Annotated in this window: 20 protein-coding genes and 1 tRNA gene; 12 read left to right on the top strand and 9 right to left on the bottom strand. The window is 74.1% G+C overall.

The features are described from left to right. Positions 1-59 precede the first annotated feature (59 nt). Positions 60-977 (top strand): alpha/beta fold hydrolase, encoded by a 918-nt coding sequence (locus ABZK10_RS14135; protein WP_353809940.1) that lies wholly within the window; start codon positions 60-62, stop codon positions 975-977. Then, positions 974-2164, top strand: a complete 1191-nt coding sequence (locus ABZK10_RS14130; RefSeq protein ID WP_353809939.1) for a glycosyltransferase family 4 protein — start codon at positions 974-976, stop codon at positions 2162-2164. Before ABZK10_RS14135 ends, ABZK10_RS14130 begins: the two co-directional genes overlap by 4 nt. A gap of 19 nt (positions 2165-2183) precedes the next feature. Here ABZK10_RS14130 and ABZK10_RS14125 read toward each other — a convergent pair whose 3' ends face one another. Then, on the bottom strand, positions 2184-3032 hold the full coding sequence (locus ABZK10_RS14125; protein WP_353809938.1) for a Sir2 family NAD-dependent protein deacetylase: 849 nt from the start codon (positions 3030-3032) through the stop codon (positions 2184-2186). Positions 3033-3130: 98 nt separating this feature from the next. Here ABZK10_RS14125 and ABZK10_RS14120 point away from each other — a divergent pair, with 98 nt between their 5' ends. After that, positions 3131-3934 carry a TrmH family RNA methyltransferase gene (locus ABZK10_RS14120; protein ID WP_353809937.1) on the top strand — a complete coding sequence of 268 codons (804 nt, stop codon included), beginning with the start codon at positions 3131-3133 and terminating at the stop codon, positions 3932-3934. A 10-nt stretch (positions 3935-3944) separates the two neighbouring features. Then, a complete protein-coding gene (locus ABZK10_RS14115; RefSeq protein WP_353809936.1) occupies positions 3945-5234 on the top strand; it encodes a D-alanyl-D-alanine carboxypeptidase family protein in 1290 nt (429 codons plus the stop codon). Here ABZK10_RS14115 and ABZK10_RS14110 read toward each other — a convergent pair. Continuing rightward, positions 5192-6001 (bottom strand): SGNH/GDSL hydrolase family protein, encoded by an 810-nt coding sequence (locus tag ABZK10_RS14110; RefSeq protein ID WP_353809935.1) that lies wholly within the window; start codon positions 5999-6001, stop codon positions 5192-5194. The two genes, ABZK10_RS14115 and ABZK10_RS14110, sit on opposite strands and share 43 nt — an antisense overlap. A gap of 111 nt (positions 6002-6112) precedes the next feature. Between ABZK10_RS14110 and ABZK10_RS14105 the strand changes: the two genes are divergently transcribed. From ABZK10_RS14105 to ABZK10_RS14090, 4 genes are all read left to right on the top strand, one after another. Then, positions 6113-7921 (top strand): DEAD/DEAH box helicase, encoded by a 1809-nt coding sequence (locus tag ABZK10_RS14105; RefSeq protein WP_353809934.1) that lies wholly within the window; start codon positions 6113-6115, stop codon positions 7919-7921. Positions 7922-7944: 23 nt separating this feature from the next. After that, positions 7945-9378 carry an MFS transporter gene (locus ABZK10_RS14100; RefSeq protein ID WP_353809933.1) on the top strand — a complete coding sequence of 478 codons (1434 nt, stop codon included), beginning with the start codon at positions 7945-7947 and terminating at the stop codon, positions 9376-9378. A gap of 44 nt (positions 9379-9422) precedes the next feature. Continuing rightward, positions 9423-9902 (top strand): Lrp/AsnC family transcriptional regulator, encoded by a 480-nt coding sequence (locus ABZK10_RS14095; protein WP_353809932.1) that lies wholly within the window; start codon positions 9423-9425, stop codon positions 9900-9902. A 116-nt stretch (positions 9903-10018) separates the two neighbouring features. Next, positions 10019-11104, top strand: coding sequence for a VIT1/CCC1 transporter family protein (locus tag ABZK10_RS14090; RefSeq protein WP_353809931.1), 1086 nt, complete (start codon positions 10019-10021; stop codon positions 11102-11104). Between the two features lie 45 nt (positions 11105-11149). On the opposite strand, the gene ABZK10_RS14085 is transcribed toward ABZK10_RS14090, so the two are convergent. From ABZK10_RS14085 to ABZK10_RS14060, 6 genes are all read right to left on the bottom strand, one after another. Continuing rightward, entirely contained in the window at positions 11150-12013 is an 864-nt protein-coding gene (locus ABZK10_RS14085; protein WP_353809930.1) for a DUF3097 domain-containing protein, read from the bottom strand. A 167-nt stretch (positions 12014-12180) separates the two neighbouring features. Beyond that, positions 12181-13347 (bottom strand): MFS transporter, encoded by a 1167-nt coding sequence (locus ABZK10_RS14080; RefSeq protein ID WP_353809929.1) that lies wholly within the window; start codon positions 13345-13347, stop codon positions 12181-12183. 102 nt (positions 13348-13449) lie between these two features. Beyond that, a complete protein-coding gene (locus ABZK10_RS14075) occupies positions 13450-16881 on the bottom strand; it encodes an error-prone DNA polymerase (protein ID WP_353809928.1) in 3432 nt (1143 codons plus the stop codon). Beyond that, the gene (locus tag ABZK10_RS14070) at positions 16881-18452 is read right to left on the bottom strand and encodes a DNA polymerase Y family protein (RefSeq protein ID WP_353809927.1); all 1572 of its coding nucleotides are present in this window, start codon (positions 18450-18452) and stop codon (positions 16881-16883) included. The genes ABZK10_RS14075 and ABZK10_RS14070 overlap by 1 nt, the downstream gene beginning before the upstream one ends. After that, positions 18449-19201, bottom strand: a complete 753-nt coding sequence (gene imuA', locus ABZK10_RS14065; RefSeq protein ID WP_353809926.1) for a DnaE2-dependent mutagenesis accessory factor ImuA' — start codon at positions 19199-19201, stop codon at positions 18449-18451. The genes ABZK10_RS14070 and imuA' overlap by 4 nt, the downstream gene beginning before the upstream one ends. Positions 19202-19486: 285 nt before the next feature. Then, a tRNA-Leu gene (locus tag ABZK10_RS14060) sits at positions 19487-19572 on the bottom strand. 130 nt (positions 19573-19702) lie between these two features. Between ABZK10_RS14060 and ABZK10_RS14055 the strand changes: the two genes are divergently transcribed. Both ABZK10_RS14055 and ABZK10_RS14050 read left to right on the top strand, forming a co-directional pair. Next, on the top strand, positions 19703-21031 hold the full coding sequence (locus tag ABZK10_RS14055; protein WP_353809925.1) for a M20/M25/M40 family metallo-hydrolase: 1329 nt from the start codon (positions 19703-19705) through the stop codon (positions 21029-21031). 58 nt (positions 21032-21089) lie between these two features. After that, on the top strand, positions 21090-21908 hold the full coding sequence (locus tag ABZK10_RS14050; RefSeq protein WP_353809924.1) for an undecaprenyl-diphosphate phosphatase: 819 nt from the start codon (positions 21090-21092) through the stop codon (positions 21906-21908). A 78-nt stretch (positions 21909-21986) separates the two neighbouring features. Here ABZK10_RS14050 and ABZK10_RS14045 read toward each other — a convergent pair whose 3' ends face one another. After that, positions 21987-22904, bottom strand: coding sequence for a PAC2 family protein (locus ABZK10_RS14045; protein ID WP_353809923.1), 918 nt, complete (start codon positions 22902-22904; stop codon positions 21987-21989). Positions 22905-22982: 78 nt separating this feature from the next. Here ABZK10_RS14045 and ABZK10_RS14040 point away from each other — a divergent pair, with 78 nt between their 5' ends. Next, a complete protein-coding gene (locus tag ABZK10_RS14040) occupies positions 22983-23663 on the top strand; it encodes an HAD family hydrolase (RefSeq protein WP_353809922.1) in 681 nt (226 codons plus the stop codon). Further along, a complete protein-coding gene (locus ABZK10_RS14035; RefSeq protein ID WP_353809921.1) occupies positions 23660-24661 on the top strand; it encodes a tRNA (adenine-N1)-methyltransferase in 1002 nt (333 codons plus the stop codon). Before ABZK10_RS14040 ends, ABZK10_RS14035 begins: the two co-directional genes overlap by 4 nt. Positions 24662-24690 lie beyond the last annotated feature (29 nt).

Genomic DNA, 24690 nt, shown 5'->3' with positions numbered 1-24690 from the left:
CCACAGCGGAGTGGCGGGCGACGCGCCGGGCCCTCCGCGCCCGAATACACTGGGGGGCGATGACCGACGACTCGCCGTACGCCGCCGGGCTCCGGCGCATCCCGGTCCGGCGCCGCTCCGCGACGATCGGCGGCGCCGTGACGCGCTGGTGGGACTACGGCGACCCCGACGCCCCGCGAACCATCGTGCTCGTGCACGGCTTCCGCGGCGACCACCACGGCCTCGAGCCGCTCGTGGCGCAGCTCGACCGCGTGCGCGTGCTCTCGCCCGACCTGCCCGGCTTCGGCGCCTCCGGCACGCTGCCCGGCACGCACGACATCGCGGGCTACGCCGAGTGGCTGCGCGCATTCGTCGCCCACGCCGGCCTCGACGAGCCGCCGGTGGTGCTCGGCCACTCGTTCGGGTCGATCGTGGTCGCCGCCGCGGTGTCGGGCGGGCTCGAGGCATCCGCCGTCGTGCTCGTGAACCCGATCTCCGCCCCCGCGCTCGAGGGCCCGCGGGCGGTGCTCACCAAGGGCGCGATCGCCTACTACCGCATCGCCGCCGCGCTGCCGCAGCGCCTCGGCTTCGCCCTGCTGCGCAACCGTGCGATCGTGCGCGTGATGAGCGTGAGCATGGCCAAGACGCGCGACCGTCGGCTGCGACGCTTCATCCACGGGCAGCACGATCGCTACTTCTCGGTGTTCCACGACCGCGACATGCTCCTGGAGGCGTTCCGCGCGAGCGTCGGCAGCGACGTGTCCGACTACGTCGACGGCCTCACGCTCCCGGTGCTGCTGGTCGCCGCCGACCGCGACGACATCACGCCGGTAGAGGCGCAGCACCGGCTCGCCGAGCGGCTGCCCGACGCCCGCCTGCGGGTGATCGACGGCGTCGGGCACCTGATCCACTACGAGACGCCCGGTGCGGCGGCCGGGTTCATCCGGGCGTTCCTCGCCGGGCTCGACGCACGCGCCGCCCGCGGCGGTGCCGCGTGAGGGTCGTCGTCGACTGCCGGTACACCCGGATCGGCCGTCACGACGGCATCAGCCGGTTCACCGCGGGCATCGTGGCCGAGCTCGCGAAGCTGCATCCGGTCACCATGCTCATCAGCGACCGGCGCCAGCTCGAACTGCTGCCCGACCTGCCGTGGGTGGTCGTCGGCTCTCCGACGAGCGTGCTCGAGCCGCTGGTGGCGAGGACGGTCAACCGGATGCAGCCCGACATCGTCTTCTCGCCCATGCAGACGATGGGCTCGTGGGGCCGCCGGTACCGGCTGCTGCTCACGCTGCACGACCTGATCTACTACGAGCACCCGACCCCGCCGCGCGACCTGCCGGCGTTCGTGCGGGTGCTCTGGCGCCTCTACCACCTGGCCTGGTGGCCGCAGCGGATGCTCCTGAACCGCGCCGACGCCGTCGTCACCGTGTCGCAGACGACCGCCTCCCTCATCGCCGAGCATGCGCTCACCGAGCGCCCGGTGGCCGTGGTGCCCAACGCCGCGGACGCGCTCGTGGACGTCGCACTGCCGCGGCGTGCGCCGACCCGCGGCCGGCTGCTCTACATGGGCTCGTTCATGCCGTACAAGGGCGTCGACACGCTGGTGCGGGCCGCAGCACGGCTGCCGCACCACGAGCTGCACCTGCTCAGCCGCATCGGGGACGCCGAGCGGCGGCGGCTCACCGCACTCGCGCCCCAGGCGCACCTGGTCTTCCACGACGGCGTGTCCGACGCGGCGTACGGCGAGCTCCTGGCGGGAGCGACCGCGCTCGTGCACGCCTCCTCGGCCGAGGGGTTCGGCATCCCGCTCGTCGAGGCGATGCGCGTGGGCACGCCGGTCGTGGTCAGCGACATCCCGATCTTCCGCGAGATCGGCGGCGACGCGGCCCGCTACTTCCGCGCCGACGATCCCGACGGTCTCGCCGCCCAGGTGCGCGCGCTCGACGACCCCGAGGAGTGGGAGCGCCGCTCCGCGGCGTCCGTCGCACGCGCCGATGCGTACAGCTGGGCGCGGTCGGCCGAGCGGCTGCTCGCGCTGATGCGGGAGGTCGTGGGGGAGGGGCGCCGGCGTCGCACCCGCTCGGTGCCGACGACGGGCGCGCTCACCCTGCCGGGCCTCGGTCGCGCCCCCCGCGTGCGCTCCGCCGGCGGCCGGCCGTCGGGCCGGCGGGTCGCGGGGCGCTGACGCGCCGCGGGGGATCCGCTCAGTCGCCGATCAGGTGACGGGCGAACGCGAGCAGCGTCTCCGTCGTGCCGGCGTCGAGCTTCACGGTGGCGCGGCTGTCGCCCTTCGTGATGCCGCGGTTGACGACCACGATCGGCATGCGGGCGCGCCGCGCCTGCTCGAGCAGGCGCATGCCGGAGTTCACCACGAGCGACGAGCCGGCGACGAGGAGCACGTCGGAACTGCGCACGATCGAGGCCGCCGCCTGGAACACGTCGGTCGGCACGAACTCGCCGAAGAACACCACGTCGGGCTTCAGCACGCCGCCGCAGACCTCGCACCCGGGCACGACGATCGCATCGACGTCGTCGACCTCGACGTCGCCGTCGGGTGCGAGGCGCACCGCGCCCGGGCGTGCGAACGCCGGGTTCAGCGCGTCGAGCCGATCGGCGATCGCGAAGCGCGAGTACTGCTGCCCGCACTCGAGGCAGACCACGCGGTCCATGCTGCCGTGCAGGTCGACCACGTGACGGCTGCCCGCCCGATGGTGCAGGCCGTCGACGTTCTGCGTGATGACGCCGGTCACGTGGCCGGCGAGCTCCAGGTCGACCAGGGCACCGTGGCCGGCATTCGGCGTCGCGGTGCCGAAGCTCCGCCAACCGAGGTGGCTGCCGGCCCAGTAGCGCTTGCGGGCGCGCTCCGACGACTGGAACGCGCTGAAGGTCATCGGGTTGCGCACCGGCGCGCCCTCGCCGCGGTAGTCGGGAATGCCGGAGTCGGTGCTCACGCCCGCGCCGGTCAGCACGCCGATGCGGGCACCGGTCAGGAGCGCGAGGGCCTCGTCCAGGCCCGCGTCGCGTACGCCCTGCGCCTCGATCGAGGCGTTCATGCTCGCTCGCTCCCCATGCTCGCAGTCTAGACAGGCCCAGTTTTCGGGAATGTTTCCCGACGCTGGCAGGCTGGTGGCACACGCGACGGGAGGACGGCATGCGCGTTCAGGAGTTGACCGACACGGGGCATCCGCTGCTCGCCGATTACACCGACCTCACCGACGTGGCGCTGCGGTCCGTGCGCGAGCCCGCCGAGGGGCTGTACGTCGCCGAGTCGGCGAAGGTGATCCGGCGGGCGATCCGTGCCGGCCACCGCCCGCGCTCGGTGCTGCTCGAGCGCAAGTGGCTGCCCGACCTCGAGGAGACGCTCGCGCCGCTGGACGTCGACGTGCTCGTGGCCGGATCCGCCCTCGTCGAGCAGGTCACCGGGTACCGCGTGCACCGCGGCGCCCTCGCGGCGATGCACCGTCCCGCGCTCGCCGACCCCGCGGAACTGCTGGCGGATGCCCGCACCGTCGTCGTGCTCGAGGACATCGTCGACCACACCAACGTCGGCGCCGTGTTCCGCAGCGTCGCCGGGCTCGGGGCGGATGCGGTGCTCGTCACGCCGCGCTGCGCGGACCCGCTGTACCGGCGGAGCGTGCGGGTCAGCATGGGAACGGTCTTCCAGGTGCCGTGGACCCGGATCGGGGAGTGGGACACCGCGCGCGAGGTGTTCCACGCGGGCGGGTTCGAGCTGGCCGCGCTGGCGCTGGCCGACGACGCGGTGGGGCTGCGCGACTACGCGCGCCACCGGCCGGAGCGGGTCGCGATCCTGCTCGGCGCCGAGGGCGACGGCCTCAGCCGTCGCGCGCTGCGTGCGGCCGACCGCGTCGTCACCATCCCGATGGCGCACGGGGTCGACTCGCTCAACGTCGCCGCCGCAGGTGCGGTCGCGTTGTACGCACTGGCCGCCGACTAGGATGACGCGGGTGCCGCCATCCCCGCGGGCCTCGCGCCGTGTCTACCGCCGTCGCCGGATCGTCGTGTTCGGCGGGCTCGCGCTGTTCCTCGCGGCCGTCACGGCCGGCGGACTCTACACCGCGAACGCGCTGAACGCGGAGGTGCCGGAGGTCGCCGCGGTGGTCGAGTCGCCGCCGTTCGAGGCGGCGCCCGCCGCCGAGCTCGACACCCCCGACGTGGGGGCGTACGCCATCGGCGTGCTCGACGACGACGGGCTCCTGGCGACGTCGGGCGAGACCGAGCCGGTGCCGATCGCGAGCATCACCAAGGTCGTGACCGCGCTCGTCGTGCTCGATGCGAAGCCGCTCGGCGCCGATGAGCAGGGGCCCGGCATCGCGTACACGGCGGCGGACGTGCAGATCTACTGGCAGTCCATCGCGGAGAACGGCTCGACCGCCCCCGTGGTCGCCGGGTCGACCCTGACCGAGCGGCAGAGCCTCGAGGCGATGATGCTGCCCTCGGCCAACAACTACGCGAAGTCCCTCGCCATCTGGGCGTACGGGTCGGAGGAGGCCTACCTCTCCGCCGCGCGCGCCTGGCTCGATGCCCACGGGCTCGACGACACGGTCGTGGTCGACACCAGCGGGCTCTCACCCGACAGCCGGAGCACGCCCGCCGACCTGGTCGAACTCGGGCGACTCGCCCTACGGCATCCGGCCCTGGCATCGATCGTCGCCCAGGAGTCGGCCGACCTCCCGGCGATCGGCGTCGTGGAGAACACCAACCGGCTGCTCGGCACCCACGGCGTCGACGGCATCAAGACCGGCACGACCGACGAGGCCGGGGCGTGCCTGCTGTTCTCCGGCGACTACGAGATCGGCTCGCGCACGGTGACGCTCGTCGGCGTCGCACTCGGCGCCGAGACCCACCCCGAGCTGAACGCCGAGATCGCCGGGCTGCTCGACACCACGGCGGCCGGGTTCCACGAGGTCGACGTGATCGACGCCGGCGACGAGTTCGCCGCCTACGCCACGGCGTGGGGCGATCGGGCGGTCGCGCGGGCCGACGGCGAGGCATCCGTGCTCGTCTGGAGCGACACGCCCATCACGATCGAGGTCGACGCCCGCCCGCTCGCGCTCGCGACCGACGGCGCGGACGCGGGCAGCCTCACCGTGCGCGCGGGCGACGAGGTCGTCGAGGTGCCGCTCGCGCTCGACGGCAGCCTCGAGGACCCGGGCACCTGGTGGCGGCTGTCGAACCCCGGTGGGCTCGACCCTCAGTCGGCGCGCGGCTCCGCGGTGGGGGGTCCGGCCGAGTAGGGCCCGGCCTCCGGGCGCTTGGGCGCAACGAGATCGCCCGACGACTGGTGGCGGATGCGGCGCACGACCCACGGCACCAGGTACTCGCGCGCCCACTGGAGGTCCTCGACGCGGGCCTGCCGCCAGCGACGGAGCTCGAGCGGCTCGGGTTGCATCGGCTCGAGGTCGTTCTCGACGTTCAGGGCGTCGAGCACCATCCGAGCGACCGTGTGATGGCCGAGCGCGTTCAGGTGCAGTCGGTCGGGCGCCCACATGCGCTGGTCCTGGATCTCGTGCAGCGCCCACTGGTCGGCCACGATGCAGTCGTGCGCGGCCGCGATGGACCGGAGGTTCTCGTTGTAGATCGCCACCTTGCCGCGGATGCCGCGGAAGACGGGGGAGAAGCCCACGTCGACGCCCGTGAAGAGCACGATCGTGGCCCGGTCGCGACCCAGCCGCTGGATGGCGTACTCGAAGCGGCTCGAGATCTCGTCGGGGTCGGTGCCCGGCCGGATCACGTCGTTGCCGCCCGCGGAGATGGTGATGAGGTCGGGACGCAGCGCGAGGGCCGGCTCGACCTGTTCGTCGATGATCTGCTGGATGAGGCGGCCGCGGATCGCGAGGTTCGCATAGGCGAAGTCGTCGCTGCCGCGCGCCAGCACCTCGGCGACGCGGTCGGCCCATCCGCGGTGACCGCCGGGGACACCGGGCTCGGGATCGCCGATGCCCTCGGTGAAGGAATCGCCGATCGCCACGTACCGCGACCACGGATGCTGCTGGGTGACCATGCGTCCCATTCTGCCGCGATCCGTCGACGTGCCGGCCCGTCGACGGGGACGCGCCCGGGACGCCCGTGTCGATTCGGACGAGGTCGGAGGGTGCCGGTAGATTCTCGTCGAGTGAGCACAGCGACCCCGCCCGGACACCTGCCCGGTACCTCGGCCGCCGAGCACCTGTCACCCTCGTTCCCCGAGCGCGCCGCCTGGGGCACGGCGAGCAAGCTCCGCGCCTGGCAGGCCGAGGCGCTCGAGCGCTACCTCGAGGCGATGCCGCGCGACTTCCTCGCCGCCGCGACGCCCGGCGCCGGCAAGACGACGTTCGCGCTGCGACTGGCCGCCGAACTGCGCGCGCGCCACGTCATCGACCGGATCACCGTCGTCGCTCCCACGGACCACCTCAAGCGCCAGTGGGCGGACGCCGCCGCCCGCGCGGGCATCCGCCTCGACCCCGGCTTCCGCAACGCCCACGGCGCGCAGGCGCGGCACTTCCACGGCGTCGCGGTGACCTACGCGCAGGTCGCCATGCGGCCCGCGCTGCACGCCGAGCTCACCCTGTCGGGCCGCACGCTCGTCATCCTCGACGAGGTGCACCACGGCGGCGACACGCTGAGCTGGGGCGACGCGATCCGCGAGGCGTTCGGCCACGCGACCAGGCGCCTCTCGCTCACCGGCACGCCGTTCCGCTCCGACACCGCGCCGATCCCGTTCGTCGACTACGTGCCGGACGAGCACGGCGTCCGCGTCTCGCGCACCGACTATGCGTACGGCTACGGGCGCGCTCTGGAGGACGGCGTCGTGCGCCCGGTGATCTTCATGGTCTACGCCGGCCACATGCGGTGGCGCACGAGCGCCGGCGACGAAATGGAGGCGCGGCTCGGCGAGGACAACACGAAGGACATCACCTCCGCGGCGTGGCGGACCGCGCTCGAGCCGACGGGCGACTGGATCCCCGCCGTGCTGCGGGCCGCCGACCGACGGCTCACCGAGGTGCGACACGCCATCCCCGACGCGGGCGGACTCGTGATCGCGACCGACCAGTCGACGGCCCGCGCGTACGCGCAGATCCTCGAGCAGATCGCCGGCGAGCCCGTCACCGTCGTCCTGTCGGACGAGAAGGAGGCCAGCGCGCGGATCGAGGAGTTCTCGGCGGGGGACCGGCGCTGGATGGTGGCGGTGCGGATGGTCTCCGAGGGCGTCGACGTGCCGCGGCTCGCCGTCGGCGTCTACGCGACCTCCGCCTCCACGCCGCTGTTCTTCGCGCAGGCGATCGGCCGCTTCGTACGCGCCCGTCGGCGTGGGGAGACCGCATCGGTGTTCCTCCCGAACGTGCCCGGGCTCATGGGCCTCGCCAGCGAGCTCGAGGCGCAGCGCGACCACGCCCTCGACCGCCGCACCGATGACGACGACGCCCCCGGACTCGACGACGGGCTGCTCGACGCGGCGAATCGCGAGGAGCGCGCCTCCGAGGAACTCGCATCGGAGTGGACCTACGAGGCCCTCGGCTCGAGCGCGACCTTCGACCGCGCCCTCTACGACGGCACCGAGTTCGGCACGCTCGCCGAGCCCGGCAGCGACGAGGAGCTCGACTTCATCGGCATCCCCGGCCTGCTGGAGCCCGAGCAGGTCTCCGACCTGCTGCGGCACCGTCAGGCGCGTCAGGAGCGCCGCGCACGCCAGCGGGGGCGCACCGGCGCAGCGGCCCCGGCGCCGGAGGCGGAGCAGCCGGTCGCGCTCTACCGCACGCTCAAGGAGCAGCGCACCCTGCTGAACAGCCTCGTGGGCATGTGGTCCCGCCTCTCGGGCGAGCCCCACGGGTTGATCCACGCTGAGCTCCGGCGCCGGTGCGGCGGCCCCGAGGTCTCCAAGGCGAGCGTCACCCAGCTGCAGGCCCGGATCGACCACCTGCGGTCCCGCCTCTCGTCCCACTGAGCGCGCGGCGCTATCGTGTCCACGTGAGCCGCTCCTCGCGAGTCCTCGTCGTCGCCGTCATCGTCTCGTTCTGCGCCTTCCTCGACGGCGCGATCACGAACGTGGCGCTGCCCGCGATCTCCGGGGAGATGGGCGGGGGACTGGTGCTGCAGCAGTGGGTCGTCGACGCCTACCTGCTGACCCTCGGGTCGTTGATCCTCATCGCCGGGTCGCTCTCCGACTCGTTCGGGCGGTTGCGCATCATCCGAATCGGGCTCTACGGATTCGGGGTGACCTCGCTGCTGTGCGCGTTCGCGCCGACCGGAGAGATCCTGGTGCTCTCCCGCGGACTCCAGGGCGCCGCCGGCGCGCTGCTCGTGCCGAGCTCGCTCGCGCTCATCGTCTCGACGTTCTCGGGTCCGGAGCAGGGGCGCGCCATCGGCCGCTGGACGGCCTGGACGACCTCGGCCTTCCTCGTCGGGCCGCTGCTCGGCGGACTGCTCGTCGACACGGTCTCCTGGCGGCTGATCTTCGCCATCAACATCGTGCCGATCGTGGTCGTGCTGGCGCTCATGCGGGCCCTCGGCCGCGACGAGCCGCTGCTCCACCGGCCGCGGGTCGACTGGGTGGGGGCCCTGCTCGGCGTGCTGGGCCTCGGGGGCACGGTGTTCGCGCTCATCGAGCAGGGGCGCTTCGGCTGGGGCTCGCCCGTCATCCTGGTGCCGTTCGTCGTGGGCGTCGTCGCCCTCGCCGCCTTCATCTGGTGGGAGTCCCGCGTCCCCGCGCCCATGCTGCCCCTCGCGCTGTTCCGGTCGCGCAACTTCGGCATCGGCAACCTCGCGACCTGGTTCGTCTACGCCGGCTTCGCGTTCGGGCCGTTCGCGATCACGATCTTCGTGCAGGAGGTCGGCGGCTACGGCGCGCTCCAAGCCGGCCTCGCGACGCTGCCCCCGACGATCATGCTCGTGCTCCTCGGGTCCTGGTTCGGCGGGCTGTCGGGCCGCTACGGACCGCGCCTGTTCATGGCCGTCGGGCCGCTGGTGTGCGCGGTCGGGTTCCTGCTCACGCTCGCGGTCGACGCGGACGCGTTCTACTGGACCCAGTTCTTCCCGGGCGTGCTCCTCCTCGGGCTGGGCATGGCGATCACGGTCGCCCCGCTCACCTCGGCCATCCTCGGCGCGGTCGACCCGTCGCACGCCGGGATCGGCTCGGCCGTGAACAACGCGATCGCCCGCATCGCCGGACTCGTCGCGGTCGCCTTCTCGGGCGTGATCGTCGGCACCGCGCTCGACGTGGTCGGCTACCACCGCGCCGCGATCGCCACCGCCGGCATGCTCGCGATCGGCGGTGTCATCTCGGCACTCGGCATCACCAACCGCCCGGAACCGGTGCGGGTGGAGGCACTCGTCGTCGACGGCCCGCCGACGACCGGTCCGCTGCCCGTCGTCGAACCGCCCGATGCCGGCACGACCGGCTGACCGACCGCTCCGCCCCGCGCCCGCCCCCGACCTCGAGGAATCGCATGCACGCCCAGCCACCCGAGCTCGACCGCATCGACCGCGCCCTGCTGCGCGCCCTCTCCGCCAACGCACGCGCGTCCGGCTCCGCCCTCGCCGCCGAGGTCGGCGTCGCCGAGTCCACGGTGTCGCTGCGCATCCGCAAGCTCCAGGCTGGCGGCTACATCCGCGGCTACCACGTCGACATCGACCTCGAGGCCCTCGGGGCGTCGCTCCAGGCGCTCATCGCGGTGCGGCTCGTCAAGCACGCGCGCAGCGAGATCGACGAGTTCCGCAAGGCCGCGACGCACTTCCCGGGGGTGCTCGGGCTGTTCCACATGGCGGGTGCGGAGGACTACCTGCTGCATGTCGCCGCCCGCGACGCGAGCGAGCTGCGCGAGTTCGTGCTCAGCTACCTCACGGGGCATCCGGCGGTCGCCCACACCGAGACCAACCTCATCTTCGAGTACGCCGACGGCGACGGCTGGCAGGAACTCGTGCGCTGATGCCGGCGGGCGTTCGGCACTCCGAAATGCTGCCAATCCGGTGCTCCGGTGCCGGTCCCGGCAGACCGCGCCGCTAGCGTGGTCGTCGGCCGCACGGGCCGACGGGAGGAGTTGCGATGCCGGTGGACGCACGATCGGAAGCCGCCGCGCGCGCGAAGTGGCGGCGGTACCTCGCCGACGAGCGCGCCGAGGGCGCGGTGTACCGCGAGCTCGCCGGACGTCGCGACGGCGAGGAGCGCGAGATCCTCCTCGCCCTCGCCGACGCCGAGCGACGCCACGAGGAGCACTGGCTCCGGCTGCTCGGCGACGACGACGCGCGCCTGCCCCGCGCCGACTTCCGCACGCGCATGCTCGCCGGGCTCGCACGCCGGTTCGGCTCGATCTTCGTGCTGGCGCTGGCCCAGCAGGCGGAGGCCCGGTCGCCGTACGCCGACGACCCCGATGCCACGCGGGCCATGGCCGCCGACGAGAAGATCCACGGCGAGGTCGTCCGCGGCCTCGCCGCGCGCGGGCGCCGCCGCCTGTCGGGCACGTTCCGCGCCGCCGTGTTCGGCGCCAACGACGGACTCGTGTCGAACCTGGCCCTCGTGCTCGGCATGGCCGCGACCGGCGTCGACCGCGGGGTCGTGCTCTTCACGGGCATCGCGGGCCTGCTCGCAGGTGCCCTCTCGATGGGCGCTGGGGAGTACGTGTCGGTGCGTTCGCAGCGCGAACTGCTCGAGGCATCCGCCCCCGACCCCGCCGCACGTGCCGCGCTGCCCGACCTCGACGTCGACGCCAACGAACTGGCGCTCGTCTACCGGGCGCGCGGGATGGACCCCGCCGACGCCACGGCCCATGCCGGGCGCGTGATCGCGGGCGTGCGGGCGAAGGGCGCCGTCGACTCGACGGCGATCCCCGCCGCCCACGACGAGGCGGAGGCCGTGGGCACCGGAATGGCGGCGGCGATCTCCAGCTTCTGCTTCTTCGCGACGGGGGCGCTGATCCCCGTGCTGCCGTACCTCTTCGGCGCCGACGGCACCCTCGCGCTCGTCGTGGCGCTCGTGCTCGTGAGCATCGCGCTGCTGGCGACCGGCGCCGTCGTGGGCATCCTGTCGGGCGCCTCGCCCGGCAAGCGGGCGCTGCGGCAGCTCGCGATCGGCCTGGGGGCGGCGGGCGTCACCTACGTGCTCGGCCTGGCCTTCGGCACCACGATCGGCTGATCGGGGGCCGTCCGGCGCCTCCGGGAGCCGGCCGGCGTGGGCCGGTCAGCGGTCCTCGCCCGCCGTGACGAAGTCGATGAGCTCCTCGACGCGGCCGAGCAGCTCGGGCTCGAGGTCGTTCCAGTCGCGCACCGCGCCGAGGATGCGCTGCCAGGCCCGCGCGATGTCCGCCTGGTCGTCGTGCGGCCAGCCGAAGGCCGCGCACACGCCGTGCTTCCACGACGTGCCGCGCGGGATCACCGGCCACGCCCGCACCCCGAGTCGTGCGGGCTTCACGGCCTGCCAGACGTCGACGTAGGGGTGCCCGACCACGAGCACGTGGGCGCCGTACGGCCCACGTGCGACCCGGTCGGCGATCGCCCGCTCCTTCGAGCCCGTCACGAGGTGGTCGACGAGCACGCCGATGCGCCGGTCGGCGGCCGGAGCGGTCTCACGCACGATCGCGTCGAGGTCGTCGACGCCCTCGAGGTACTCGACCACGACGCCCTCGGCGCGGAGGTCGGCGCCCCAGACCTTCTCGACGAGCTCCGCGTCGTGCCGGCCCTCGACGAAGATGCGGCTCGCCCGCGCCGTGCGCGCGCGCTGCTGCGGCACGGCGAACGAGCCGGATGCGGTGCGCGTGCGTCCGGTGGGAGCCCGCATCGCCGGGGCGGTGAGCCGGACCGGCTCGCCGTCGACCAGGAACCCGGTGCCGAGCGGGAACAGGCGGCGTGCGCCGTGCCGGTCCTCGAGCACCACGTGCCGCTGCTCGAAGCCGATGACCGCGCCGCACCAACCGGTGTCGGCGCGCTCGACGACGAGGTCGCGTTCGGCCGGCACGTCGGGGATCGTGCGCCGGCCCCGAGCGCGCCAGTCGCCCGCGAGGACGTCGCTGCCGTACCGGTCGTGGGGGTCGCTGTCGAGGGGCACCGCACGAGGCTAGCCGAGCCGCCGGCGCGCGTGCGCCCGACACCCCGCGGGCCTGCCTCCGGCGTGCGCGCCCGCCCTCGACGACTTCCGCACGCCGGCTCGCCCCTCCCGTCCGCTCACCGTTCCGCGTCTCCGCCGGCTCGGCGAGCCGCCCCGGCGGGTGCGGGTCAGCCCGCGGCGCGCGACCGCGTCCGGTGCGCGAGGCCGAGCGTCCAGGCGGCACCGGCGAGCGCGACGAGCGCGCCGACGGCGAACGCCCAGGCGATGCCCGACGACGCGGCCACGAGGCCGAGGAGGATCGGCCCGATGCCGAGGCCCAGGTCGATGGCGGCGCTCGCGGTGCCGGAGGCGAGGCCACGCTCGTTCGGTGCGGCCGTGGCGAACACCGCGGAGAAGAATGCGGGCGTGCTGTACGCCACGCCCACGCCGAGCACGGCGGCGCCGACGAGCAGCCCGGCGAGGTCCTGCCAGGCGGCCGCGATGACCAGTCCGGCGGCGATGCCCGCCAGCGCGGAGGCGCCGAGCGGCAGCGACGGCAGGCGGTCGGGCACGCGCGCGAACGCGATGCGGCACACCACGACCACCGCGCCGAACGTGAGGAGGGCGAGGCTGGCGTTCGGGACCCCGATGGACTGGGCGTGGAGCGATGCGAAGGCCAGGTACCCGCCCATCGCGATGAGCGCGGTGAGGAAGCCGAGCGAGATCGGGACCGCGGGGCGGTGGAGGATGTGCAGCGGCGCCCCCGGCGGCGTGCGCGCGGTGCTGGTCTCGCCGACGAGGAGGCCGAGCCCGGCACCCGCCAGCGCCAGCGCGGTCGCGCCGATCCACACGGTCGGGAACCCGCCGAACCCGAGCAGCGCCTCCGCGAGCGGCGGGCCGAACGTGAGGCCGAGGTAGAGCCCGAGCGAGTTGATCGAGAGCGCCTCGCCCGTGCGCTCGGGCGGGGCCAGGTCGGCGACCGCGGCGAAGATCGCGACGAAGAACGCGGCCTCGGCGACGCCGGCGAGCAGGCGCAGCAGCACCACCACGGCGAGGTGCGCGGCGACGAGGAGCAGCGCGAGCGCCACGGCCGCCAGCAGCGCCCCGCCGAGGATGAGCGGACGACGCCCCACCCGGTCGCTCAGCCGCCCCGCGAAGGGCCGCAGGACGAGGGCGGACACGGCGAACGCGCCCACCGCGAGTCCGGCGCCGGCCTCGTCGCCGCCGAGCGGTCCGGTGACGAACAGCGGCAGCGCGTACAGCGACATCCCCGTCGCGGTGAAGTACAGCAGTTCGGTCGCGGTCAGCGCGATGAACGCTCGGGTGTACAGCGGCGCGGACGATCCCGGCGGCATCCTGCCCACCCCCTCCCGGGCGGACGCGCCGCGGACGGCGCGACCCGATCCTCACGCTACTCCCGCCGTCGCGGACGCGCCCTCGGCGTCGCGCAGCGCGCGTCAGCGGAAGTCGCGCGACCGGTTCGCGGCCGACACGGCGAGCGACTCGAACCGGTCGGCGACGAGGTTCGTCACGCCCTCGGGGGAGCGTTCGAGCACCCCGCGCACGACCATCGCGGGCGCCTCGCGGGCCACGCGCCGGTAGCGCGTCCAGACGCCGACGCCGGCGATGACGTTCAGCGTGCCCGACTCGTCCTCGAGGTTCAGGAACGTGATGCCGCTCGCGGTCGCAGGCCGCTGCCGGTGGGTGACGACCCCGCCCACCTCGATGCGCCGGCCGTGCTGGGCCGCACCGAGCCGGTCGATGCGGATCGCCCCGCGCGCGTCGAGGTACTCGCGCACGTGCCGGATCGGGTGGTCGTCGGTCGAGACGCCGGTCGCCCAGAGGTCGTAGACCACCTGCTCGGCGTCGGTGAGCATCGGCAGCAGCGGCGGCTGCACGACCACGACGGAACCTGCGAGCGTGTCGGGGCGGTCCTGCGCGGCCTCGCCGGCGAGCCAGAGCGCCTGCCGCCGGTCGAGGTCGAAGCAGGCGAACGCCCCCGCGGCGGCGAGCGCCTCGAGCTGCTCGGTGTCGAGCCCGACCCGCCGGGCGACGTCGGCCATGTCGCGGTACGGTCCGCGCGCCTCGCGCTCGGCCACGATCCGCGCCGCCACCGCATCACCGATCGAGTGGATCTCCGCGAGCCCGAGCCGCACCGCGAACGCCCCGTCGCGCCGATGCGCCTCCGACTCGTCGGGCGCCGACCGCTCGAACGGCCCGACCGGCGGCTGCACCTGATCGAGGCATCCGTCGCGCCCCGTGGCGGGTCGCCGCGCGGCATCCGACCCACCGAGCCCCTCGCCTGCGAGCGGTTCGAGCACGGCCTCGGCGCCCGACCGCTGCACGTCGGGGCGCAGCACCTCGACCTCGTGCCGCCGCGCGTCGGCGGTGAGCGTCTGCGGCGAGTAGAACCCCATCGGCTGGGCGCGCAGCAGCGCGGCGAGGAACGCGGCGGGGTAGTGCAGCTTGAACCACGAGCTCGCGTAGACGAGCAGGCCGAAGCTGATCGCGTGGCTCTCGGCGAAGCCGAAGTTCGCGAACGCCTGGATCTTGCCGTAGATCGCGTCGGCGGTCTCGGCGTCGATGCCGTTGCGCGCCATGCCGGCGTAGAGCTTCTCGCGCAGCGAGTCGATGCGCTCGATGCCGCGCTTGGAGCCCATCGCGCGGCGCAGCAGGTCGGCGTCCTCGGCGGTGCAGTCGCCGACCGCGACGGCCATCTGCATGAGCTGCTCCTGGAACAGCGGCACGCCCTTGGTGCGCGAGAGCACGGGTTCGAGCTTCGGATGCAGGTAGGTGACCTCCTCCTGCCCGGTCGCCCGGCGGATGTACGGGTGCACCGCACCGCCCTGCACGGGGCCGGGGCGGATGAGCGCGATCTCGACGACGAGGTCGTAGAACCGGCGGGGCTTGAGGCGTGGCAGCGTGCCCATCTGGGCGCGGCTCTCGACCTGGAACACCCCGATCGAGTCGGCCCGGCAGAGCATGTCGTAGACCGCCTGCTCCTCCTTCGGCAGCGTGGCGAGCGACCACTCCTCGCCGGTCGCGGCGTGCACGAGGTCGATCGCGTACTGGAGCGCGGCGAGCATGCCGAGCCCGAGCAGGTCGAACTTCACCAGGCCCATCCAGGCGCAGTCGTCCTTGTCCCACTGCAGCACGGTGCGCTTCTCCATGCGGGCGTGCTCGATGGGGCACACCTCGCCGACGGGCCGGTCGGTGAGCACCATGCCGCCCGAGTGGATGCCGAGGTGCCGAGGGAAGCCCAGCACCTGCTCGGCGAGCTCGACCACCGGCTGCGGGATGTCGTGGTCGTCGGTCGACACGACCGACCCCCAGCGCTCGACCTGCCGCGACCACGCGTCCTGCTGGCCGGTGGAGTAGCCGAGCGCCTTGGCCATGTCGCGCACGGCGACCTTCGGCCGGTAGCTGATGACGTTCGCGACCTGCGCGGCGTTCTGCCTGCCGTACTTCTCGTAGACGTACTGGATGACCTCCTCGCGCCGGTCGGAGTCGAAGTCGACGTCGATGTCGGGCTCCTCGTCGCGCATGCTCGACAGGAACCGCTCGAACGGCAGTTCGTAGAAGATCGAGTCGACCGCGGTGATGCCGAGCACGTAGCAGACGGCCGAGTTCGCGGCAGACCCGCGGCCCTGGCAGAGGATGCCCCGGGAGCGCGCCTCCCGCACGATGTCGTGCACGATGAGGAAGTAGCCGGGGAAGTCCTTCTGCTCGATGACGTCGAGCTCCTGCGCGATCCTCGCCCGCACGTGCGCCGGGTCGCCCGGGTAGCGCTCGGCCGCGCCGCGCCAGGCGAGCTCGCGCAGCCAGCTCATGGGCGTGTGCCCCTCGGGCACCTCCTGCCGGGGCAGCCGCGGCCGGGCGCTGCGCAGCCGGAACGACAGCTGCTCCGCGAGCTCGACCGTGCGCGAGACGGCGCCGGGGTAGCGGCGGAACCGCTCGGCCATCTCGGCGCCCGAGCGCAGGTGGGCCGTGCCGGTCGCGGGCAGCCAGCCGTCGAGTTCGTCGAGGCTGCGGCGCGCGCGCACGGCGGCGACCGCCGAGGCGAGCCGGTGCTCGGGCGGCGTGGCGAAGTGCACCGCGTTGGTCGCGAGCACGGGCATGCCGTGGCGGCCGGCGAGGCCCGCGAGCAGGTCGTTGGCGTCCTGGTCGCCCGGATGCCCGTGGTCGAACAGCTCCACGAACACGTTCTCCCGGCCGAAGCGCTCGGACAGGCGCTCGAGCTCGCGCCCCGCGGCATCCGCCCCGCCCGTCTCGAGCGCGCGGCGCACGGTGCCCTTGCGGCATCCGCTCAGCACCGCCCACTCGCCGCCCGCCCGCTCGCCGAGCTCGTCGAGGTCGTAGGTGGGCCGGCCCTTCTCGCCGCCGGCGAGCTGGCCGGCCGTGATGGCCGATGCGAGCCGGTGGTAGCCCGCCTCGCCGCGCGCGAGCACGAGCAGGTGGTCGCCCTCGGGGTCGGCCATGCCCATCTGCGGGGTGGTGAGGCCGAGCGAGAGCTCCGCGCCGTACGCGGTCGCGAGCTCGGGGTACGCCTCGGCGGCCTCGGCGAAGCGCACGATGCCGTAGAAGCCGTCGTGGTCGGTGAGGGCGAGCCCTGCGAGGCCGAGCCGGTGCGCCTCCTCGACGAGCCGCTCGGGCTGCGATGCTCCGTCGAGGAAGCTGAACGCGGAGTGCACGTGCAGTTCGGCGTACGGCACGGTCGCCGTGGGCTCTGCGGGCGCCTCGTCGACGGGCGGGCGGTACGGATGCCGCTTGCGGGAGAAGGCCGGAGCGTCGCCGCCGTCCGCGATCGGCCGGGGCGGCCCGGGGCGACTCGCGTCCGACAGGGTGCGCTCGAGTTCCGACCAGGGGATGGGCGGGTTGTTCCAGCCCATCAGTCGTACCTCGCCTCGGCGCGCCACTCGTCGGCGTCGCGCACGAGCAGCCAGGCGGCTCCGTCGTCGTCGACCACCTGGAACCGGTGCGCGCGCCGCGCGGTCGCGGCGTCCCACCACCGTTCGACGACCGGCCACGGCCCCGCCCAGGCCCGCACCCGGCGCGGCCCGCCGGGCGCCGCGAGCCCGGCGACGGTGAACGCGGCCGGCGGTGCGCTGATCGACCCGCGCTCGTCGACGGTGATCGCGGCGCCGTCGGCGTCGACGAGCCCGGCCGCCACCCGCTCGCGGAACACGGTCGCGGGCAGCGGCGCGGGCAGCGACCCGGGCCAGGGGCGGTCGGACACCCCCTCGGGCGGCCGGTCGCCCCACGGCACGTGCACCTCGCGGTCGGCGAGCATGCGCCCGCCCCCGATGGTCGCGGTGACGACGCCCTCGTGCCCGAGCATGCCCTGCACGCGGGTGAGCCCGTGGTGCACGCGCTCGTCGGGGCCGGTGCCCCAGAGCCCTTCCTCGTGGTTGCCCGTGGAGTCGAGCCGCTCGGGGTGCACGCGCACCCGCGCGATCGGCGAGCCCAGCCCCGCGTCGGCGCCGCCCGACCCCTGCAGCTGCCAGCGGATGCGGTCGAGCACGTCGCCCGGCGTGAACCAGCGCGGGTGCAGCCAGTCGCGCGCCGAGACGCCGCCCTCGTCGTCGACGATCTCGATGTGCACCGCGGTGCAGACGAGCTTCGCCGCGGTGAGGCGCTCGATGAACGACTCCGCCCGGGTGCGGAACGCGAACGCGAGCTGGTCGATGCGGTCGAGCGGCGGCTCGAACTCGACCTGCTCGTCCCACTCGGGCGGTGGCGTGCGCGCGAGCACCCGGGCGCCGTCGCGGCCCGCCGCGCGGTCGTGGGCGAACGCACCGGTCGGCCCGAACCGACGCAGCACGTCGTCGGCGGGCAGCGCGGCGAACTCGCCGAGCCGGCGCACCCCGAGCCGGTGCAGCAGCGTCGCGGTGCGCGGGTCGACGAGCACGCCCACGGGCAGCGGCGCGATGAACGCGGCCGACCCGCCCGGCTCGACCCGCAGCACCGGCGCCGCCTCCGAGGTCGCGCGTGCCGCCTGCTCGGCCGCGAACGGCCCGTCGGCGACACCCACCCGCACGGGCAGCCCGAACCCGCCCACCGCGGCCCGCAGCGCCTCGGCGGCCTCGGCCTCGCCGCCGTAGTACCGCACCGGCCCGCGTGCCCGCACCGCGAGCGCACCGGGGCGCAGCAGCTGCACGCCGGGCGTGGTCTCCTCGACCCGTCGCACCACGGGCTCGAAGGCGCGCGCGTCGAGCCCGGCGTCGTAGTCGAGCAGCTCGAGCGCGGGGGAGCGGTACTGCGCCTCGCGCAGCTTCAGCCCGCGCGCCACCCCGTCGCGCCGTGCCGCGCCCGAGCAGGCGAACACGAGGCCCTTCTCGACCAGGGCGAGCGGCGACTCGAGCGAGAGCCCCGCCTCGCGTGCGGCCGCGATGACCGGCCAGTCGGGGCACCACACCACGATGGTGCGCCGGGGGTCGGATGCCTCGGGCCCGGCGCTCATCCGGCGACCCTCCGCAGCGGGGCCGGCGCCTGCTCCGCCCCGGCGCGCCCGCCCGTGTCGCCGAGCGCACCCTCGTCGACCCGTTCCGCCGCGGCATGCGCGCCCGGCAGCAGCAGCCGCGCGGTGCTCGCGCGCCCGAACCCGCCCCGGCCCGACGCCGTCACGACCGCCTCGCGCGCGGCGAGCCGCCCGTGCCCGTCGCCGAGCCCGGTCCAGCGGCTCTCGGCGACCCGCAGCTGCACCTCGCTCTGCGGCCAGGAGCCGTCGACCACGAGCGCCGCACGGCGCTGGCGCAGCCGGGCGCCGAGCCGCGAGGCATCCGCCGCCCCGACCGCCTCGGGCGGGCGCACCGCCACGACCGGAATCACGTCGACGAGCGCGGCGACCACCGCCAGCCAGTGCCGCCCGGGTTCGGGCACGAGCACGAGCCGGTCGAGGTCGAGTCCCGCGAGCCGTGCGGCCTCGGCGCCGAACCCCGGCACGCCGACGACGGCGCACCACGACCCGGCCCCCGACGCACCGGCGAGCATCGCCATGACGAGGCTCGTCGACCCCTCGACCCCGTACGCGCCGCCCTCGCGCAGCACCCCGCCGGGCAGCAGGTCGTGCAGCGCCGGCAGTGTCGGGATCGCCCGCCCCTCGAGCCTGGTCGACTGCATGTCGGCGATGCGTGCGCGCAGCGCGTCGGCGCGTTCGCGGGCCTCGCCCGCGGAGACGCGGGACGGCCGGAGGGGAGCGGTGAGTGCCACACCCCATGTTCGAACGTATGTTCGAATGAGTCAAGCGGCGGATGCCACTCGTCCCGCGCCACTCGACACCACCGAACCGGCACCCACCCACATCGAGTACGTCGCGCCCGAATGAGAGGTCTGAGGGCCGTTTCTTCGCCTGAGGGCTGAAGCTTTCGCCCTCAGGCGAAGAACCGGCCCTCGACCGCGAACAGGGGCGCACGCTCGATGGGGAAGCCCCCGAAACGGGATCAGCCGCACAAACGACGAACGGCCGGATCATCCGATCCGGCCGTTCTCACACCGTGCGCGAGGGGGGACTTGAACCCCCACGCCCTAATACGGGCACTAGCACCTCAAGCTAGCGCGTCTGCCAATTCCGCCACCCGCGCGTGTGTTGCGAACCCGCGATCTCCCGCAGGCCCGAGAGAAGACATTACCACGGATCGAACGGTGCGCCGAACCATGCAGGCGGATGCCCCGGGCCGATCGCCGCGCGGCATCCGGGGTAGCGTGTGGGGCATGTCCGAGGCATCCGAGCACCCCGTCCCCACCGGCACCGACGCGCTCGAGCCGACCGTCCGGATCGCCCGCGACCTGATCCGGTTCGACACCACGAACCACGGTGAGGGGCGTTCCGAGGGAGAGACCGAGGCGGCCGAGTACGTCGAGGCGCACCTGTCGGCGATGGGCCTCGAGCCCCGGCTGTTCGACGCCGCACCGGGGCGCACGAGCGTGGTCGCCCGCGTGCCGGGCGCGAACCCCGACAAGCCCGCACTCGTGGTGCACGGACACCTCGACGTGGTGCCCGCCGACCCGCGCAACTGGAGCGTCGACCCGTTCGCGGGCGAGGTGCGCGACGGCCTGCTCTGGGGCAGGGGAGCGGTCGACATGAAGGACATGGACGCCATGATCCTCACGGCCGTCGGCGACATCCTCGCCTCGGGCCGGCAGCCCGAGCGCGAGCTGGTGCTGGCGTTCTTCGCCGACGAGGAGGCGGGCGGCCTCTTCGGCTCGAGCTGGATGGTCGACCACCACCCGGAGGTGTTCGCCGGTGCGACCGAGGCGATCAGCGAGGTCGGCGGCTACTCGGTGCACCTCGGCGGCGAGCGCGCCTACCTGCTGCAGACGGGGGAGAAGGCGCTGGTCTGGATCCGCCTGGTCGCCCGCGGACCCGCCGCGCACGGCTCCCGGCTCGTGCGCGAGAACGCGATCACCCGCCTCGCCGAGGCGGTCGCAGCCCTCGGTCGCGAGGAGTGGCCACTGCACCTGGTCGACACGACGCGTGCGCTGCTCGCCGAGATCGCCCGGGTGACGGGCGCCGACCCGCAGCAGGTCTCGCCCGACGAGCTCGTCCTGCGCACCTCGGCGGCGGGCTTCCTCAGCGCGACCCTGCGCACCACCACGAACCCCACGCTGCTGACCGCGGGCTACAAGCACAACGTCATCCCCGACCGCGCCGAGGCGCTGATCGACATCCGCACGCTCCCCGGCGAGGAGGACGCCGTGCTCGCCCGCGTGCGCGAGATCGTCGGCGACGACATCGAGATCGAGACGGTCGTGCGCGACGTCGGGCTCGAGACCCCGTTCAGCGGCCCGCTCGTCGACGCCGTGAAGGCGACGCTCGAGCACCACGACCCGGGCGTGCCGGTCTTCCCGTACCTGCTCTCGGGCGGCACCGACAACAAGGCGCTCAGCCGCCTCGGCATCGCCGGCTACGGCTTCGCGCCGCTCCGGCTGCCCGCCGACCTCGACTTCCCGGCCATGTTCCACGGGGTGGACGAGCGGGTGCCGCTGGACGCACTAGTCTTCGGGAGCAGGGTCCTGCAGGACCTGCTGCTCGACTACTGAGCGATCCCCACCGCAACGACACGCGGCCCCGCCGCGCGGGGCGGAAGGTGAGCCCGGCATGATCGAAGCGCTGATCCTCGGACTCGTGCAGGGGCTCACCGAGTTCCTGCCGATCTCCTCCAGCGCGCACCTGCGCATCCTCGGCGAGTTCCTGCCGAACGCGGCCGACCCGGGCGCGGCATTCACGGCGATCGTGCAGATCGGCACCGAGGCGGCGGTCGTCGTCTTCTTCTGGCGCGACATCGTGCGCATCGTCTCGCGCTGGTGGCTCGCGCTCTGGGGACGCGTGCCCCGCAACGACCCCGACGCGCGCATGGGTTGGCTGATCATCCTCGGCTCGATCCCGATCGTGGTGCTCGGCCTGATCTTCCAGGACCAGATCGAGACCACGCTGCGCTCGCTCTGGATCGTCGCCACGACCCTCATCGTCTTCGGCATCCTGCTCGGCATCGCCGACTGGATCGGCGCGAAGCGCCGGGGGCTCGACGACCTCACCTACGGGCACGGCATCATCTACGGGTTCGCGCAGGCGCTCGCGCTCATCCCGGGCGTCTCGCGCTCGGGCGGCACCATCACCGCGGGGCTCCTCATGGGCTACGAGCGCGCCGCGGCGGCCCGCTACGCGTTCCTGCTGGCGATCCCCGCGGTGTTCGGCTCGGGCTTCTACCAGCTGTTCAAGAGCTGGGGCGAGCCGGGCGTCTACGGCCCGGTCGAGACGGCCGCTGCGACGCTCGTCGCGTTCGTGGTCGCGCTCCTCGTGATCGCGTTCTTCATGAGCTACATCTCCAAGCGCAGCTTCCTGCCGTTCGTGATCTACCGGGTGCTGCTCGGCGGCACGATCATGGTGCTGCTCGCGACGGGCACGATCGACGCCTGACGGCGGTTCCCGCACGGGGCGAGCGGATGCCCCCGAGCCGGCGCCGCGGTCGACGAGCGCATGCCCCGGTGGCGACGCTCAGTCGCGCGGCCGCCAGGGCTGCTCGCCGCGGGTGTCGCCGGGTCCGTCCCCGCGCCGCCTGAGGTAGCGCTCGAACTCCTGCGCGATGGCCTCGCCGCTCGCCTCGGGGGAGTCGACGGTGTCGCGCGCCTGCTCGAGCTGCTCGATGTAGGCGGCCATGTCCTCGTCGTCGGCGGCGAGCGCATCCACGCCCGCCTCCCAGGCCGCGGCATCCGACTCCAGGGAGCCGCGCGGCACGCTGAGCCCGGTGATCTCCTCGAGCTTCGACAGCAGCGCGAGCACGGCCTTCGGCGACGGCGAGTTGTGCACGTAGTGCGGCACCGAGGCCCAGAGCGACAGGGTCGGGATGCCCGCGCGCTCCGCGGCGTCGGAGAGCACGCTGAGGATGCCGACGGGCCCCTCGTAGCTCGGCCGGTCGATGCCGAGCTCGTCGCGCACCTCCGGGTTGTCGCTCGAGACGAACACCGAGAGCGGGCGCGTGTGCGGCGCGTCGGCGAGCATCGCGCCGAGGAAGACGACGACCTCGATGCCCGCGGACAGCGCGCCGTCGATGATCTCGGAGGCGAAGCCCTTCCAGGTGCGCGCGGGCTCGGCGCCGATCAGCACGTGCACCTGGTCGGCGCCCGGCCCGGTCACGCGCTCGTCGTCCTCGTCGTCGGGTGCGCCCGGAGCGGGGCCGAGCAGGCGGGCGCCCGGCCAGGTGAGCCGGCGCACGCCGTCGTCGCCCATCGCGACGGTCGGACGGGTGAACTGGTAGTCGTAGTAGAGCTCGGGGTCGACCGCGCCGATCTCGACGAGGTCGAGGTGGTCGATCACGGCCTGCGCCGCTCCCGACGCGGCCTCGCCGGCGTCGTTCCAGCCCTCGAAGGCCACGACGAGGATCCTGCCGCCGTTGATCCCGTGTTCGTCTGCCACTACGCCCGCGCGTTCCCCTCCGGGCGGCTCGCGCCGCCCTCAGGTCCACAATAGGCGCTGCACGTAGACTTGACGGTCGTGAGCGAAGCCCTACCCGCCGCGGTCCTCTGGGACATGGACGGCACCCTCGTCGACACCGAGCCGTACTGGATCCGCGCGGAGACGGAGCTGGTCGAGTCGTTCGGCGGCACCTGGACCCAGGAGGACGCGCTCGCACTGGTCGGCAGCGGGCTCTGGCCGTCGGCGCGCATCCTGCAGGGGTACGGCGTCGACCTGCCCGAGGACCGCATCGTGCACGGGCTGACCGACCAGGTGCGGGGCCTGCTGGCGTCCGAGGGCGTGCCGTGGCAGCCCGGCGCCCGCGAGCTGCTGCAGGCGCTGCGCGAGCGGGGCATCCGCACCGCCCTCGTGACCATGTCGATCCGCTCGATGGCCGACGACGTGGTCGCGGCCATGGGCTTCCCGGCCTTCGACGCGATCGTCACGGGCGACGCGGTGACGCACGCGAAGCCGCACCCCGAGCCCTACCTGCGCGCCGCCGAGCTGTTGGGCGTGGCGATCGAGGACTGCCTCGCCGTCGAGGACTCGCCGACGGGCCTCGCCGCCGCCATGGCCTCGGGCGCCGTGACCATGGGCGTGCCGCACATCCTCCCGCTCGACGACGAGCCCGCGCACGAGCGCTGGCCGAGCCTCGGCGGCCGCACGGTCGACGACCTGGTCGCCGTCTTCGCAGCCGCGCGCACGGGGGAGCACGCATGAGCGCCGCATCCGCCCCCCAGCCCAGCGGGCCCTTCACCGTCGGCGACCGCGTGCAGCTGACCGGCCCCAAGGGCCGGCTGCACACCATCACGCTCGAACCGGGCAAGGTGTTCCACTCGCACAAGGGCGGGATCGCCCACGACGACCTGATCGGGCTGCCCGACGGCTCGGTGGTCGTCAACCAGGCCGGCATCGAGTACCTGGCGCTGCGGCCGCTGCTCGCCGACTTCGTCATGTCGATGCCGCGCGGCGCCGCGATCGTCTACCCGAAGGACGCCGCGCAGATCCTCGCGCAGGCCGACATCTTCCCCGGGGCGACCGTCGTCGAGGCGGGAGTCGGCTCCGGAGCGCTGTCGCTCTGGCTGCTGCGCGCGATCGGCTCGGGCGGGCGGCTGCTGTCGTTCGAGCGCCGCGAGGAGTTCGCCGACGTCGCGCGCGGCAACGTGCAGACCTACTTCGGCGAGGTGCCGTCGAACTGGAGCGTCACCGCCGGGGACCTCGCGCACACCCTGCCGGAGACCGCCCCCGAGGCATCCGTCGACCGCGTCGTGCTCGACATGCTCGCGCCGTGGGAGACCCTCGACGCCGTCTCGGCCGCGCTGAAGCCCGGCGGCGTGCTGCTCTGCTACGTGGCCACCGCCACGCAGCTGTCGCGTGTCGCCGAGGCCATCCGCGCGACCGGCGGCTACACCAACCCGGCGTCGAGCGAGACCATGGTGCGCGGCTGGCACGTCGAGGGTCTCGCGGTGCGGCCCGACCACCGGATGGTCGCGCACACCGGGTTCCTCATCACGGCGCGGCGCCTCGCTCCCGGCGTCGTGCTGCCCGACCTCAAGCGCCGCGCATCGAAGTCCGACTTCAGCGACGAGGACGTCGAGGCGTGGACGCCGGGCGCGCTCGGCGAGCGGAACGTCAGCGACAAGGCGCTGCGCAAGCGCGTCCGCGAGGCGAGCGCCTCCGCGGAGCTGGCGCAGAGGCGCACCGCCGACGACGGGTAGGATGCTTCCGGCCGCATCCGCCGACCGCC

It is taken from the genome of Agromyces sp. SYSU T00194, from assembly GCF_040496035.1.
Taxonomy (GTDB): domain Bacteria; phylum Actinomycetota; class Actinomycetes; order Actinomycetales; family Microbacteriaceae; genus Agromyces; species Agromyces chitinivorans.
The sequence above is the reverse complement of the archived record's forward strand: the minus strand, read 5'-3'. Positions and strand labels throughout refer to the sequence as shown.

Bases quoted from the DNA above. Each gene is read 5' to 3' on its own strand.
- ABZK10_RS14135 (WP_353809940.1), top strand. From the start codon at position 60: ATGACCGACGACTCGCCGTACGCCGCCGGGCTCCGGCGCATCCCGGTC.
- ABZK10_RS14125 (WP_353809938.1), bottom strand. From the start codon at position 3,032: ATGAACGCCTCGATCGAGGCGCAGGGCGTACGCGACGCGGGCCTGGAC.
- ABZK10_RS14120 (WP_353809937.1), top strand. From the start codon at position 3,131: ATGCGCGTTCAGGAGTTGACCGACACGGGGCATCCGCTGCTCGCCGAT.
- ABZK10_RS14110 (WP_353809935.1), bottom strand. From the start codon at position 6,001: ATGGTCACCCAGCAGCATCCGTGGTCGCGGTACGTGGCGATCGGCGAT.
- ABZK10_RS14095 (WP_353809932.1), top strand. From the start codon at position 9,423: ATGCACGCCCAGCCACCCGAGCTCGACCGCATCGACCGCGCCCTGCTG.
- ABZK10_RS14090 (WP_353809931.1), top strand. From the start codon at position 10,019: ATGCCGGTGGACGCACGATCGGAAGCCGCCGCGCGCGCGAAGTGGCGG.
- ABZK10_RS14080 (WP_353809929.1), bottom strand. From the start codon at position 13,347: ATGCCGCCGGGATCGTCCGCGCCGCTGTACACCCGAGCGTTCATCGCG.
- ABZK10_RS14075 (WP_353809928.1), bottom strand. From the start codon at position 16,881: ATGGGCTGGAACAACCCGCCCATCCCCTGGTCGGAACTCGAGCGCACC.
- ABZK10_RS14070 (WP_353809927.1), bottom strand. From the start codon at position 18,452: ATGAGCGCCGGGCCCGAGGCATCCGACCCCCGGCGCACCATCGTGGTG.
- ABZK10_RS14055 (WP_353809925.1), top strand. From the start codon at position 19,703: ATGTCCGAGGCATCCGAGCACCCCGTCCCCACCGGCACCGACGCGCTC.
- ABZK10_RS14050 (WP_353809924.1), top strand. From the start codon at position 21,090: ATGATCGAAGCGCTGATCCTCGGACTCGTGCAGGGGCTCACCGAGTTC.
- ABZK10_RS14035 (WP_353809921.1), top strand. From the start codon at position 23,660: ATGAGCGCCGCATCCGCCCCCCAGCCCAGCGGGCCCTTCACCGTCGGC.